The 14,206-nt window shown below is 42.4% G+C and carries 12 protein-coding genes; 1 reads left to right on the top strand and 11 read right to left on the bottom strand.

The window, feature by feature from the left end:
• Positions 1-84: 84 nt before the first annotated feature.
• Entirely contained in the window at positions 85-1,278 is a 1,194-nt protein-coding gene (locus DVW06_RS05855; RefSeq protein WP_003128483.1) for a toxic anion resistance protein, read from the top strand.
• Positions 1,279-1,411: 133 nt separating this feature from the next.
• Here the strand turns inward: DVW06_RS05855 and DVW06_RS05850 are convergent, their stop codons facing one another.
• From DVW06_RS05850 to DVW06_RS05800, 11 genes are all read right to left on the bottom strand, one after another.
• Complete coding sequence (locus tag DVW06_RS05850; RefSeq protein WP_029487307.1) at positions 1,412-2,803, bottom strand: APC family permease; 1,392 nt, start codon at positions 2,801-2,803, stop codon at positions 1,412-1,414.
• A gap of 22 nt (positions 2,804-2,825) precedes the next feature.
• Positions 2,826-3,692: a GRP family sugar transporter gene (locus DVW06_RS05845; protein WP_003128481.1), complete on the bottom strand. Its 867-nt coding sequence runs from the start codon at positions 3,690-3,692 to the stop codon at positions 2,826-2,828.
• Positions 3,693-3,789: 97 nt separating this feature from the next.
• Entirely contained in the window at positions 3,790-4,815 is a 1,026-nt protein-coding gene (gene sapS, locus DVW06_RS05840; protein WP_041119852.1) for a two-component system sensor histidine kinase SapS, read from the bottom strand.
• Between the two features lie 8 nt (positions 4,816-4,823).
• Positions 4,824-5,498 (bottom strand): two-component system response regulator SapR, encoded by a 675-nt coding sequence (sapR, locus tag DVW06_RS05835; protein WP_003128479.1) that lies wholly within the window; start codon positions 5,496-5,498, stop codon positions 4,824-4,826.
• Between the two features lie 151 nt (positions 5,499-5,649).
• Complete coding sequence (locus DVW06_RS05830; RefSeq protein WP_003128478.1) at positions 5,650-5,856, bottom strand: hypothetical protein; 207 nt, start codon at positions 5,854-5,856, stop codon at positions 5,650-5,652.
• Between the two features lie 21 nt (positions 5,857-5,877).
• On the bottom strand, positions 5,878-7,371 hold the full coding sequence (locus DVW06_RS05825) for a phosphomannomutase/phosphoglucomutase (RefSeq protein WP_086269339.1): 1,494 nt from the start codon (positions 7,369-7,371) through the stop codon (positions 5,878-5,880).
• A gap of 157 nt (positions 7,372-7,528) precedes the next feature.
• The gene (locus tag DVW06_RS05820; RefSeq protein WP_003128475.1) at positions 7,529-8,023 is read right to left on the bottom strand and encodes a methylated-DNA--[protein]-cysteine S-methyltransferase; all 495 of its coding nucleotides are present in this window, start codon (positions 8,021-8,023) and stop codon (positions 7,529-7,531) included.
• Positions 8,024-8,135: 112 nt separating this feature from the next.
• Positions 8,136-10,058, bottom strand: a complete 1,923-nt coding sequence (locus tag DVW06_RS05815; RefSeq protein WP_238696166.1) for an ABC transporter ATP-binding protein — start codon at positions 10,056-10,058, stop codon at positions 8,136-8,138.
• Positions 9,997-11,736: an ABC transporter ATP-binding protein gene (locus DVW06_RS05810; RefSeq protein ID WP_021149056.1), complete on the bottom strand. Its 1,740-nt coding sequence runs from the start codon at positions 11,734-11,736 to the stop codon at positions 9,997-9,999. The genes DVW06_RS05815 and DVW06_RS05810 overlap by 62 nt, the downstream gene beginning before the upstream one ends.
• A 301-nt stretch (positions 11,737-12,037) precedes the next feature.
• Positions 12,038-13,534 carry a PASTA domain-containing protein gene (locus tag DVW06_RS05805; protein ID WP_096711095.1) on the bottom strand — a complete coding sequence of 499 codons (1,497 nt, stop codon included), beginning with the start codon at positions 13,532-13,534 and terminating at the stop codon, positions 12,038-12,040.
• Positions 13,527-14,201, bottom strand: coding sequence for an ABC transporter ATP-binding protein (locus tag DVW06_RS05800; protein ID WP_003128471.1), 675 nt, complete (start codon positions 14,199-14,201; stop codon positions 13,527-13,529). The genes DVW06_RS05805 and DVW06_RS05800 overlap by 8 nt, the downstream gene beginning before the upstream one ends.
• Positions 14,202-14,206 lie beyond the last annotated feature (5 nt).

Here is a 14,206-nt window from a genome sequence, read left to right as displayed (position 1 = left end):
GCTCGTTCTTCGAATGAAGCGATCCAAAAAAAAAATCTAGCCCAGGCTAGTTTTTTTTCGAAACAAGACTTAGGAGGAGTTAGAATGACGGAGACACCAAATCAAGTTAAACCAGTAAACGATACTCTTGATGATCTATTGAATAATCCATTTGCAACCCCTGTCGATACATTGACGACAACCCAGCAGGCAGAGATCAATGCCTTGCAAGAACAACAAAAAGCCTCTCGCTTAATTGATAAATTACCACCTGAGCGACAAGCACAGGCACAAGAGTTAGCGAATAAGATTGATCCAACCGACCAACAAGCAGTCATTACCTATGGCGCAGCTGCTCAAACCAAGCTGGGAGAATTCTCTCAATCGATGCTGAATCATGTGCAAGCAGCAGATATCGGACCTGTCGGTGATTCATTGACAGAGTTGATGTATCGTCTGCAAGAAGCTAATCCAGATGAATTACGTGCAGGAGAAGGCAATCTCTTCAAACGGATGTTTGGCAAAGTCAAACAATCGATTTTTGAGATCACCGCTAAATACCAAAAAATCGGTGCTCAAATCGATAAAATCGCTGTTAAATTAGACAAAGAAAAAGACGGTCTGTTAAAAGACAATTTGATGTTGGAACAGCTTTACCAAAAAAACAAAGATTACTTCGATGCATTGAATATCTATATTGCTGCCGGTGAGTTAAAAATGCAAGAACTACAAACAACGATTATTCCTGAAGCAATGAAAAAAGCACAAGAAACGAATGATCAGATGGATGTACAGATCGCCAATGACTATACGCAATTTTTGGATCGCTTAGATAAGCGGACCCATGACTTGCGCTTGGCCCGTCAGATCACGATCCAACAAGCACCACAGATCCGTTTGATTCAAAATACCAACCAAGCATTAGCAGAAAAGATTCAGGCATCTGTCAATACAGCGATTCCTTTATGGAAAAACCAAGTCGTTATCGCACTGACTTTATTGCGTCAAAAAGATGCGGTTACTGCACAACGCCAAGTTTCGGAAACAACGAATGATCTCTTACGTAAGAACTCTGAAATGCTGAAGGTCTCTGCGATCGAAACAGCTAAAGAAAACGAACGAGGAATCGTTGATATCGAAACGCTGCAAAAAACGCAAAACGATCTTGTCGAAACAATTCAGGAAACATTGCGTATCCAAAAAGAAGGAAAAGAAAAACGCCGAGCGGCCGAAGTGGAATTGGGTCACTTGGAAGAAGACCTCAAAGATCGCTTGTTGGACTTGACTGGAAACAAATAATTCAGGCAGACGCAATACTGTTTTCTATTAGCTGAACGAGCCTCTGGGAATCTCTCAGGGGCTCGTTTTTTACAGTGTCATCACTTTTGGTTTCCTGCCAAGACATGAACAAAAACAAGAGCGTTAGCAAACACTAACGCTCTTGCTGGTTTTCTTCATTCAATGCACTATTGCGGTACCCATAGATAAAATAGATCAGCAAACCAATGACGATCGTAATACCAAAAACGATCCAAGTGGCTGTCTGCAATCGCGTCATCAAGAACAAACAGCTAGCAACAGAAACTAATGGCAAGACTGGCACAAGCGGCACCTTGAATTCCCCTTTTTTGGGCATGCCCATCATTTTACGCAGCTTGATGATCCCCAACGACATTAAGATCAAGTAGGCCAATGCCACGATATTCGTTAATTCTGCCAAAATATTCAATGGAAAAGCTGCGGCAAAAAAGAAGGCGACGACTCCAGCTGCATAAGTCGCTTTTTTCGGTGTCTTATGCTTAGGATTAATTTTTTGCAATGATTTTGGCAACAAGCCATCCTTACTGATAGCATAAAGCAAACGTGCTAATGAGTACATCATGGAAATCGTCACTGTCAGCAGCGTTAAAATGGCACCCACCGAAATCACCGAACCAACTAAGCCGTGATCGATATATCGCATGGCAAAAGCTACCGGATCATTGACATTCAATTCTTTAAAGGGAACGATTCCAGTCAAAATCAGCGTGACCACGATATACAATAAGGTAGCGATCGCAATTGAACCGATAATTCCCCGGGGCACATCTTTTTGCGGATTTTCAACTTCTTCCGCAGCCATTGCGACCGCATCAAAGCCCAAAAAAGCAAAGAAAACAAGTGCCGCCCCATTAAAGACGCCCGAAAATCCGAAAGGCATGAACGGCTGCCAGTTGCTTGGCTTCACAAAAAATACCCCAAAAAAGATAAAAAGCGCAATGATCCCGAATTTGACCCAAACCATAGCATTGTTCAATCGCAAGGCTTTTTTGGCTTCTTGACTTACCCAAATCGTCACAAAAATGATCACTAATCCTGCAATCAGATCAATGTACGTTCCTTCGCCAGGATTATAGCCAGCAGTCAGCGCTTTTGGCAGATGCACACCGATACTTGTCAAGAACCCTTGGACATAACCGGACCAGCCAGAGGCCACCGAAGATACTGCCAACATAAACTCGCATAGCAGAAACCAGCCAGCGAGCCATGCAACAAATTCGCCAAATACAACATACACATACGAATAGGCACCGCCTAATACAGGGATACGGGAAGCAAACTCCGCAAATGAGAGCCCTGATAAGATAACGACAAAAGCCGCTAAGACAAATGACAAGATCAATGCTGGCCCTGCATATACAGCAGAAGCCGCGCCGGTCACAACAAAAATACCTGTGCCGATGATTGCGCCAATACCCAACATGATCAAGTCTTTCAATTTCAAATCTTTTTTCAAATGACTAACGGGACTGGCTTCAATAGTTTTTTTACGAAATAAATCCATAAATCCTCCTAAATTTCACTACTTATGCAGCTTTCATATACCCTAGAAGGATACCACCAAAAATAACAAGCAAGCAACCAAAAACCACATATTTGAACTCTTTTTTGGTTTTTTTCTCCCCTAATAAGAATATGCCTCCCAGTGTAGAGATAATAATCCCCATCTGTGACAGCGAGAAACCCACGGCCAGTCCGATCTGTTGAACTGTTATCAACATACAAACATTTCCTATTCCCCACAACAATCCTGATAATGTATTCTTCCAGACCGCCCGATTGACTTTGGTTTTTCTTAGAGCAAAGAAACTAGCGCCAATCAGCATGCCTATACTCTGAGGCAAGATTATTGCCAATGGGTCAATTCCCGCCCAAGTAATAATGATTGTGTAAGCACCATAGCCAATTGTTGAGGAAATCAACGAACGAAAGCCTCTAGGAAAATCCAACATCTTGTTTTCTGTCTCAGGCATTTGTTCCCCGTCTTGTCGTGCGGTCAAATAGGCACCAGTTACTAATAAAATCAATGCGGTGATTCCCAACAAATAGTCTCGTGATTGCGTCCATTCGCCAAAAAAAAGGGCTCCAGCAATTGTATTTAAGATCAATTGCATACCAGTAGATAACGGAAGCCCCACCGAAACGCCCAGATATTTCATTCCATGAAATTGACCATTTTGACCAACTGACCAGCAAAGTCCTGACAGCAAACCAATCACTACGATCCAGCCATCAATCGTCGGCATAGTGACAAAGAAAACAATCAGTGAAAAAAGGAATGCACCAATTGTCATTCCTAATGTCTGTTGATTCGCATCCCCACCTAATTTTCCACTGACCAATCCGATACTGCCCCAGGCAAACATCGGTATTAAAGCAAATACTATACTCATCTTATCCATCCTTATCATTCAATTTGACACACAAGGTTCAGTGTATCAGTGAAAACGGTATAGAGACAAGAACTAAATGGTATTTCTCAAAAAATCATTAGCGATTTTCTTGATAGTAGCTTAGCAGAGGGAAGTAAAGCGTGACGGTTGTCCCTTCTCCCACAACCGATGAAATCGTTAACTCAATTCCTAATTCTTTGGCCAGATTCTTGGCTAAATAGAGCCCTAACCCTGTCGAGTGCATATCAGTCTTCCGACCATTCTCACCAGTAAATCCCTTATCAAAGACTCGCCTTAGATCTTCTGCCGGAATACCGATTCCAGAATCTTCTACCGAAAGACGCGTTCCTTGCCCATCTTTTTGGATTTGGACAATGATTCGCCCATTTTCCGGAGTATACTTCAATGCATTACTGAGGATTTGCCGAAAAATAAAACTCAGCCATTTGCCGTCAGTTAATACTTGCTGGTCTCCCCCTTTAATCGCATAGTGAATATTCTTCTGAATGAACACGTTGGCTTGACTGCGAATAACCGGCTGAATCGTCGCTTTCAATGACACTTCTTGAACAAGGTAATCTTTGGAAAAACTGTCCAAACGTGCCACATACAGCACTTGTTCCACATACTCATTGATCCGATTCACTTCGTTTTCCAGTAAAATATACTTTTCATCTGGAATATCAAATTCAATCGAATTTAACAGTAAGCGCGTCGCTGCCAAAGGTACTTTAATCTCATGGACCCAAGAATCAATGTATTCCTTTTGCTCTTCTTGATTGCTTATCACTTGCTGCATCAAGTCTTGGTGTTCGCGAATCAGCTGATTGATATAGTTTTGAACCAGTTCTTCCTCTGATGAACGCGCACCATGAATATAGTTTTGTAAGACACTGTCTGACTCATGGAATGTGAGCTTTTGCCAGAAACGACGTTTAGTAATATAAAAAACGCCCAAAAAAAGCAGTAGAACGACTGATTCCATCAAAAAAAGATAGCCAACAGTTCCCCAGTCGATGGGGAAATCAGGTGTCAGCCACATCACTAGAATCATCAGCAAGAAAAAAATCACCCAACCAATCAGAAGTAACCAGCGGTCTTTTAAGAAGGCAATGAATGACATCGGTTTGTTCATGGCACAATATACCCTTGTCCAACTTTGGTTTCGATGTAATTATCCATACCGGCTTGCTCAATCTTCCGACGCAAGCGATTGATATTGACAGTCAATGTATTGTCGTCAACAAAACGTTCATCATCCCAGAGCGCTCGCAACAGCTTTTCTCGACTAAGGATCTTCCCGTGATTCTTCATCAATATATATAACAATCGATACTCATTTTTGCTTAAATCAATTACTTCATCATTGATCTGCATGCTGCTGTTGTCGATATTCAAAGTAAGCCCATTGTGAACCAGCGTTTCGCTGTTGTTTTCGACATAGTTATAGGAACGGCGCAGCAGTGCATTGATTTTTGCAATCAAGACATCGATCTCAAATGGCTTCGTCACGAAATCATCTGCCCCCATGTTCATCGCCATGATCATATCCATATTCGTATTACGGCTTGATATAAAAATAATCGGTACTTTCGATGTCTCTCTGATTTTCTGGCACCAATAATAGCCGTCAAAAACCGGTAAATTGATGTCCAACAAAATCAATTGCGGTTCTTGCTCTTCAAAATCGTCAAAAACCTGATGAAAATCAGTTGTTCCAAATGTTTCGAATTGCCATTTTTCAAGTTCTTCGATGATCAGCTGGCGAATAACTGCTTCATCTTCTACTACCATGATTTTTGCCATCTGAATATTCCCCTCCACTTCTTTTCTTTACTTTAACAAATATCTAAATCGAAAGCGAATGATAATCCCAGCTTTAAAAAAAGCTAAAAAAACTCTCAAATCCGCCAGATAAAAAAGTTCCTTTTCTCTGACTCTCTAAGAGTTTCTTTGTCTATTCAATAATCATCGCTGCTTCTAATAATAACTTTCCAACAAATAAAACGATCCCATCTACAAACAAGACACTCATATTGACGCCCAGTAACATAGACAATCGTTCTACCACATCGATCTGCGGTCGTTTTCTCATGTATGCTATCAGAAAAAGATTCACACCATAAGTGACAGCCATGATCACTAACATAATAAATACCAACATTAACCCTTCATTCTCTATTCATTATTTTTCTAAAAATTGTTTGATTGCAGACTGATCGATCGCTTCAAACGGCAGCAAACGTTCACTGATTTCGCGGACGATCGCCGGCAAATGTCCAGGTTGGTCATTTTCGATCTGCAAGACCAATAATGGTTCATGCAAACTCAACCGCAACAAAAACCACCCTTGTCCATAAGGTGCAGAAACCTGTATACGGATGCCTTCTTCATTTTCATTGTCAATCTGCCACCCCGATGGGAGATGATGCGCTAGCGATGCGATAACCTTCTCCCCGGTTGCGCGATAATCTGAATCATTGATCTTGAAACGCAATTCTTGGGTTTCAACTGGCTGTTTCAGCGCCGCGATCAAGTCTTCCAAACTGATATTTTGCGCACGAAGTGTTGGCAGCAACATCAAGATCTTCGCAATAACATATGCACCATCATCTAAAAAATAGTTTTCCTTGAATGCTGCATGTCCACTAGTTTCAATCGCCAACTGAGCATTAATGCCTTTTTCGTTAAGGGCGATCGCTTTGTTGATGACATTGCGATACCCGGAAATATAACGCACTTGATGACCACCTAGCGATTCAATAAATGTCTTTAGATGAGTGGAGGTCGGGGAATTCGTGACAATACTCGCAGCCGGATGTTCGGATAAGACGATTTTACTTAAAACAGCAATCATGTTGTTGCGGTTCAGCGGCTGTCCACTTTTGGTCACCACAGCGGATCGATCGACATCGGTGTCAAAGATGATTCCCAAGTCTGCTTGTTCTCGTAAAACAGCTTCCATAATACTAGCCATCGCTTCTTTATTATCCGGATTAGGAATGTGGTTAGGGAAGTGTCCATCTGGCTCCAGAAACTGTGAACCATTCGTATCTGCCCCTAACGGCACTAAAACTTGCTCTGCAAAAAAACCACCTGCGCCATTTCCAGCATCCACAATGATTTTCATTCCAGCCAATGGCTGTTCTTCTTCTGTCTGCATCCCATGACGAATTTTCGTCACCATATCTGCTGCATAGGGAGTAAGTAAGTCTCGTTGGTAATACTCGCCGAGTTGGTCAGCCGGATGAGCTTCAGGATGTGCTAAGATAAACGAGATATCTTCTTTTTCTGCACCACCAGATTTACTAAAAATCTTGATTCCATTAAAGTAATAGGGCAAATGACTGGCTGTCAGCATCACACCGGCATCACAATCAAAATCAGCAAACTGGGTACTCATAAATAGCGCGGGTGTTGTAGCCAGCCCACAATCAATAACCGTAATCCCTTCTATTCGCAATTGGTTCATAAACGCCTGCTGCAGCGTTTCACCACTTAAACGACTATCACGACCAACTGCCACTTTTAAGGGTTCCGTATATCGCTGCAGCAACCAGGTCCGCAGACCTGAAGCAATTTCTTTCACTGCATCTTCTGTTAAATCCGCTGTAAGATCTGCTGTCGAAAGCGCGATTCCACGGATATCTGAACCATTTTGCAACTTCATTCGCTTCATCTTCTCCACTCCTTTTTTGTAAACGGAAACAACTCCATTATATCAAAGGTAGCATAAAAAGAAACGCCTTTTTAGTATTTTTTACTTTTAAACAAACAATTTATGAAGCACTAAATTCGAGAAGAAGACCTAGTAAATTTTTGCAGAAAAAATGCGCTCAGTCCTTGAAAGGAATCCCTTCCAGCTGTAATAATTTCCGCTTGATCGGCAAACCTCCCCGATAACCAGTCAATCGACCATTTTTTCCCAGGACACGATGGCAAGGGACAATAATCATCATCGGATTGCGTCCGACAGCATTGGCAACCGCTCGGACGGCACTAGGACGTTGGATTCTCGCCGCTAATTCACTATAGCTGACAGTCGTTCCATAAGGGACTTCAGTTAACGCTTGCCAAACAGTTTGTTGGAACGGTGTACCGACAAAGTCAAAAGGAAAATCGAAGGCTACTGGCTCCCCGGCGAAATAGGCTTTCAGCGGCTTTGCATACCTTTCTGGTGTCTGAGAACATTCACGAATTTCTGCATATGGGAAAAAAAGAGCCAACTCTGCATGTTCTGCTAAACGACCAAAATAAGCAGCCCCCTGATCAGTGACACCCAGTTCATACATTTCCTCATTCAATTGGATCTGTGAAACCGTTAAATGCATCCTATTTCCTCCTATCTATCCACTTACTCCTCATAGTTTTTCTTTAGTATAGCACAGCAGCAAGAAAAAAAACGAAGACCCTTAAATCCGGTCTTCGTTTCCTGGGAAAAAATCAGTCTAACTCAATTTTTCCTGTATACAGTTGGTAATAGGTCCCCTTCTCTGCTAATAACGTATCATGAGTACCTCGTTCAATGATTCGACCATGATCCATCACCATGATCACATCTGAATTCTGAATCGTCGAAAGACGGTGAGCGATCACGAAAACTGTCCGACCTTGCATCAGCCGGTCCATTCCAGACTGGACGATCCGCTCTGTTCGCGTATCAATGCTGGAAGTCGCTTCATCTAAAATCATAACAGGCGGATCGGCGATCGCCGCTCTGGCAATTGCTAGTAGCTGTCGCTGTCCTTGCGACAGCCCTTCGCCATCCCCCGTGATTACGGTATCGTACTTCTCAGGTAAATGATTGATGAACATATCCGCATTCGCCAGTTTTACTGCCGCTTCTACTTCCTCATCCGTGGCATCCAGTTTACCAAAACGAATATTTTCTCGAATCGTTCCTGTGAATAAATGTGTATCTTGCAAGACGATCCCTAATGAGCGCCGCAGAGATTCTAGTTGGATCTTTTGAATATTGATGCCATCATAACGGATCTTTCCCTCTTGAATATTGTAAAAACGATTGATCAAGTTAGTGATGGTCGTCTTACCGGCTCCCGTTGCTCCCACAAAAGCAACTTTCTGTCCCGGTTCAGCAAAAAGATTGATGTCATGCAGAACCATTTGATGATCCACATACCCAAAATCAACTGCTTCAAAACGAACATCTCCAGTCAATTCTGTGTACGTAACAGTTCCATCTTCGTGAGGATGTTTCCAAGCCCAGAGTCCTGTACGATTTGTTGTTTCCACTAAATGGCCAGATTCCCATTTGGCATTGACTAGCGTGACATACCCTGTATCAATCTCTGGGGTCTCATCCAACAAATGAAAAATACGTTCTGCACCTGCCAAAGCCATGATCACAAAGTTGATCTGCTGTGAAATTTGGCTGATCGGTCCATTCAGCGAACGGCTAAGCTGTAAGAAAGAAGCAATCATCCCTACGGTTAGTCCCGAGACACCATTGATGGCAAAGAGCCCGCCGATAATTGCGATCAGCACGTATTGAACATTCAGCAAGTTCATCATGATCGGCATCAATGTATTGGCATTGACATTGGCCTTTGTAGCACTGGATTGCAACTGGTCATTCAAAGCATCAAATTCCTGCATGACAACGTGTTCATGGTTAAAGATCTTGACAACTTTCTGTCCATGCATCATTTCTTCAATATAGCCATTGACTGCGCCTAGATCCCGTTGTTGTGCGCCAAAGAAGCGGCCGCTTTTGCGGGAGATGATCCGAATCACATTCAGCATCAAAATGACCGAAACCAGTACAAAGCAAGTCAATGGGATACTAATGGAAAACATCGCAATGAAAACCGAGCAAAATGTGACGGCAGCCATCATCAAATTGGGAATACTTTGAGAAATCATTTGCCGTAATGTATCCGTATCGTTGGTGAAATGACTCATCATATCACCATCAGAATGGCCATCAAAATAACCAATCGGTAATTTTTGCATATGTTTGAACATCTGATCGCGGATTTTTTTCTGAGTGCCCTCACTGATTTTGACCATCATAAAGTTGTAAGTCAAACCAGCAATGATCCCAATTAAATAAATAATTGCCATCTGAATAATAGCTGCCAGCAGTCCGCTGAAGTTAGGATTGCTTTGTCCCAGCAGCGGAGTGATATGGTCATCGATCACCACTTGCAAAAAAAGTGAGCCGCGAACATTGGCAAAAGCACTTAACAAGATCATGAACAATACGATAATCAACTGCAGTTTGTAATCGCCAAACATGGTCGCCAGCAGCCGTTTCAAGGTTCTCTGGGGATTTGCTGCTTGTCTATTCTTCACCTTCACCAAATCCTTTCTGCTGCGAGTCGTAGACTTCACGATAAATTTCATTGCTAGTTAATAATTCTTCATGGGTTCCGATTCCGTTGATTTTCCCATCATCCATCACAATGATTCGATCGGCATCTTCGATCGAATTGATCCTTTGGGAAATGATGATCGTTGTCGTTCCCGGGATTTCTTGTTTCAATCCTGCTCGAATACTACGGTCTGTCTTTGTATCAACAGCGCTAGTAGAGTCATCCAGAATCAGAATTTTCGGTCTTTTTAACAGCGCTCGCGCGATCGTTAACCGCTGCTTTTGTCCACCGGAGACATTATTTCCTCCTTGAGAGATCAATGTGTCATATTTATCAGGAAATTCTTGGATAAAAGGATCCGCTTGGGCAATTTTTGCTACCCGCTGAATCTCTTCATCCGTTGCTTCCGCGTTTCCCCAGCGAAGATTCTCACTGATCGTCCCGCTAAAAAGGACATTGTTTTGCAAAACCATACTGACTTGATCCCTCAATGCTGCCAAATCATAGGCGCGAACATCTTGTCCCCCAACGAGAACACGACCGTCAATGACATCGTACAAACGGGGGATCAATTGGACCAGCGTTGATTTTGCACTTCCGGTTCCGCCGATGATCCCGATTACCTCTCCGGATTCAATTCGTAAGTTGACATTTTCCAATGCCAATCTCGTTTGATCATTTGCGTAACTGAAACAAGCATTTTCAAAGACAATTGAACCATCTTTGACTTCTGTCAATGGCGATGCCGGATTTTTCAAGTCGCTTTCTTCATCCAAAACTTCCACCACCCGCTGTGCGGAAGTACGAGCAATCAGAATCTGAACAAATGCCATTGACATCATCATCAAACTCATCAAGATCTGCATAGTATAGTTGAACATGCTAACCAGTTCCCCTGTCGTCAAGCTGCTGTGCTCAACGATCAGTTGGGCACCGAACCAAGACAACAGCAACATACAGCTATAGATCGAGAATTGCATCAAAGGCATATTGAACGAGACGATTCGTTGTGCTAGCGTAAAGTTGCGGTAGACATCATTTGACACCTCGTCAAAAAGTTCTTCTTGCTGCTCTTCTCTGACGTAGGACTTGACCACACGGATTCCTTGAAGATTTTCTTGGACTACGTTGTTCAAACGGTCATAGATCCGAAATACTTTCAAGAAAAGCGGATGAGCAAAGCGAATCACTAAAGCAAGTCCGATGGCTAGAATTGGCAAGACGACTAGGTAAACCAGCATCAATTCTGGACTGATCGTGCTAACCATGATCAGTGAGAAAACCAGAATCAATGGACTGCGCACCAAGATTCGGATAATCATTTGGTAAGCATTTTGCACATTAGTCACATCGGTGGTCATTCTCGTGATCAAACTAGAGGAAGAAAAACGGTCGATATTGGAAAAAGAAAAATCCTGAATCTTGCTAAAAAGATTGTGGCGAAGATTTCGAGCAAAACCGGCAGAAGCAATCGCAGCTGTTCGTCCTCCTAAAGTTCCTAGCATCAGTGCCAATAATGAGCACAAAAAAAGCAGACCGCCATAGCGCAAAATGACGCCCGCGTGTCCTTTTTCAATTCCTTGGTCGATCATCATTGCCATGATCAGTGGCATAATGACATCTAGCGCCACTTCGCCGGCAACATAGACCGGTGTCAATAGGCTGGCTTTTTTATAATCGCCAACATTTGCTAGTAATTTTTTGATCATTTCTTTCGTCCCTTCTCTATGTAAAATACTGCTTATTGACTGGTTATCAATTCAACTGTACCGTATCGATAAAAGGTTTTCAAGCATGCATGCTTGAAAACCTGTGATTACTTGATAACAAAAAAACTCTCTCCATTTTTCAAAATCCAAGTAAAAAAAAAGAAAAACTATCTAAATGCAGGTAGATCCTTCTGTTTCAGTCTGTCATTGTCGACAAACAGAAGACACACTTCATTTAGATAGTTCACTCACTTATTGCTTGGGTTCTGTAGCTTTGTTACGGGCCCGATTGCTAAATGTCTCATTCGGTAGTGGCACTGTTGACTGTTTCTAGCGGATCCTTTACATTTTCTGTCTCAGGACTGACCGGTAATGATTCGGTCTCGCCTTGCAGATTTCCGCGACTAATCCCGATGGTGATCGATACTTCCAATGGAATAAATTCACCATAACGACTCATCTCCACAACTGTTCCTTTTGGTTCTGCTGAATCTACATAGTAGACATCATAATATACAGAAGCACCTTTCGATTTGTACTCATCAAAGAACATTTTTGGCAGATCGCCTTCCGTTGCTTGGTGCCGGATATCCTTCAAATACGGTTGCCCCAGTGAATAAACCACTTTCACTGTTGGCAATGTATCGCTGTCACTATATTCTTTGCCCGCCTCTTCCGACTGACTGATGAAATTGCCATAACCGATTTGATCAGAATAAACTGTCTTGACTTGAATCGGTATCTTCGATTCTAGCCCCTCTGCCTGCTCGATGGTATACTGTGAGAAATCAGGAACAACTAATGCTTTCCCTTTAGAAACTTTGACAAGAAGTTGATCCTTTTTGGCCAATTTGCTGCCTTTGACTGGTTCTTGGGAAACCACGACGTCTAGAGCAACTGTATCAGAAAAAACAGCTTCTTCTTTGTACTTCAATTCATTTTTCTTAGCCCACTCTTGAGCTTCACCTTTGTTTTTCCCTGTAAAATCAGTAACTTCGATGTTCTTCTCGAAGACTTCTTTTCCTTTTGAATAATAGATGCTTAAGCGATCTTTGCGCTTATAAGCTTTGAGATCTTGCTCTTTATTTGCTGCTTCTTGTTTGATGAATACACCTGCTTCGACTTTGTCGTCATACTGTTCGATCAACGAGATATTTTCTGCCTTTTGTTTCTCGATCCATTCTTTTGCCGCTTCGGTAGTCAGTGACGAAAAGTCGGGCAGCTCGATCATTTCTTCTGGGTCAGGACCTAGGCTTGCTTTGACTGTCAAAGTCTTGCCTTTTTTGATCTTCTGATCTGCAGCAACACTTTGACTAACGATTCGATTGGTCTCTACCTCAAAATCATACACTTGATCGACTTTGATCGCCACGCCTTCTTCCATGCCCCATGTTCGGGCTTCGGATAAATCTTTCTTAGCAAAATCAGGAACCTTCACATGAGTCAATTGATAATACACCACACTGCTGATGGCAATCAGCACAATGACAGCACCAGCGATCAGCGCGTATTTTTTACGCTGCCGCTTGCGATAAGTTGGATCAAACTCTGTCTCTTCTTTTCCGAACCGACTGACCGGTTGAGAAGAGCTAGTTTCCTTGCGCGTTCTTCGCTTCATTTCCTTCGGATCCGATGCTGCTGCAGCTTTACTCTCTCCTGCGCCCTGATCAGATGTCTGAGAATCTGGAATTGGTTCTGCTTTACGCTCTGTTTTTTCGTCAAACTCAGTTTCTTTAGGAGAGCTTTGCTTCTTGCCATCGTAATTACCAGGACTGAAATTTGATAAAAAATCACTCATCTTTATTCAACACACCTTTACGCAAATAGAGTACTTCGTCTGCTTGTTGGGCGATTTCATTCGCATGGGTCACAACAATCACACATTTGTTATGCATATGAGCCAAATCTTTAAAAATATCGATGATTTCCTGTTCCATTTCTTCATCTAAATTACCCGTTGGTTCGTCTGCCAAAATAATATCAACATTCGTCGCCAGTGCACGAGCTATTGCCACCCGTTGCTGTTCCCCACCAGACAACTGATTGACTAAACGATCTGCTTTTTCTTTCGTGATCCCAATATAGTCCAATAAATTGTATGCGACTTCCCGCTGGTTCTCCGGCAATTGATTATCCGTGATCGACATTGGGACTAGAACATTTTCTACCGCAGACAGGTAAGGAATCAAATTGTAACTTTGAAAGATGATACTGATATCGTCTCGGCGATATTTCTCATGTCCGATTTTTTGAATATCTTCTCCATTAAAGAAAACAGCGCCACTTTTAGGTGTATCCAACGCACTGATCAAAGAGAGAAATGTGGTTTTTCCTGACCCTGACTGTCCTAAAATGGCATAAAACTTGCCTTTTTCAAACGCCACCGATGTTTCTTTCAAAATATAGCGCCGCTGATCGCCATCTTGATAATAGTAATCTACTTCTTTTGTTTCCAACAAAGCCATTTTTT

Source organism: Enterococcus sp. ARL09-542 (assembly GCF_005234805.1).
Lineage (GTDB): Bacteria > Bacillota > Bacilli > Lactobacillales > Enterococcaceae > Enterococcus_D > Enterococcus_D gallinarum.
The sequence above is the reverse complement of the archived record's forward strand: the minus strand, read 5'-3'. Positions and strand labels throughout refer to the sequence as shown.

Excerpts from the sequence above, each read along its gene's own strand:
- DVW06_RS05830 (WP_003128478.1), bottom strand. The coding sequence starts at position 5,856 with ATGTTGGTATTTATTATGTTAGTGATCATGGCTGTCACTTATGGTGTG.
- DVW06_RS05855 (WP_003128483.1), top strand. The coding sequence starts at position 85 with ATGACGGAGACACCAAATCAAGTTAAACCAGTAAACGATACTCTTGAT.
- sapR (WP_003128479.1), bottom strand. The coding sequence starts at position 5,498 with ATGGCAAAAATCATGGTAGTAGAAGATGAAGCAGTTATTCGCCAGCTG.
- DVW06_RS05810 (WP_021149056.1), bottom strand. The coding sequence starts at position 11,736 with ATGATCAAAAAATTACTAGCAAATGTTGGCGATTATAAAAAAGCCAGC.
- DVW06_RS05815 (WP_238696166.1), bottom strand. The coding sequence starts at position 10,058 with ATGAAATTTATCGTGAAGTCTACGACTCGCAGCAGAAAGGATTTGGTG.
- DVW06_RS05825 (WP_086269339.1), bottom strand. The coding sequence starts at position 7,371 with ATGAAGCGAATGAAGTTGCAAAATGGTTCAGATATCCGTGGAATCGCG.
- sapS (WP_041119852.1), bottom strand. The coding sequence starts at position 4,815 with ATGTCATTCATTGCCTTCTTAAAAGACCGCTGGTTACTTCTGATTGGT.
- DVW06_RS05845 (WP_003128481.1), bottom strand. The coding sequence starts at position 3,692 with ATGAGTATAGTATTTGCTTTAATACCGATGTTTGCCTGGGGCAGTATC.
- DVW06_RS05800 (WP_003128471.1), bottom strand. The coding sequence starts at position 14,201 with ATGGCTTTGTTGGAAACAAAAGAAGTAGATTACTATTATCAAGATGGC.
- DVW06_RS05850 (WP_029487307.1), bottom strand. The coding sequence starts at position 2,803 with ATGGATTTATTTCGTAAAAAAACTATTGAAGCCAGTCCCGTTAGTCAT.
- DVW06_RS05820 (WP_003128475.1), bottom strand. The coding sequence starts at position 8,023 with ATGCATTTAACGGTTTCACAGATCCAATTGAATGAGGAAATGTATGAA.
- DVW06_RS05805 (WP_096711095.1), bottom strand. The coding sequence starts at position 13,534 with ATGAGTGATTTTTTATCAAATTTCAGTCCTGGTAATTACGATGGCAAG.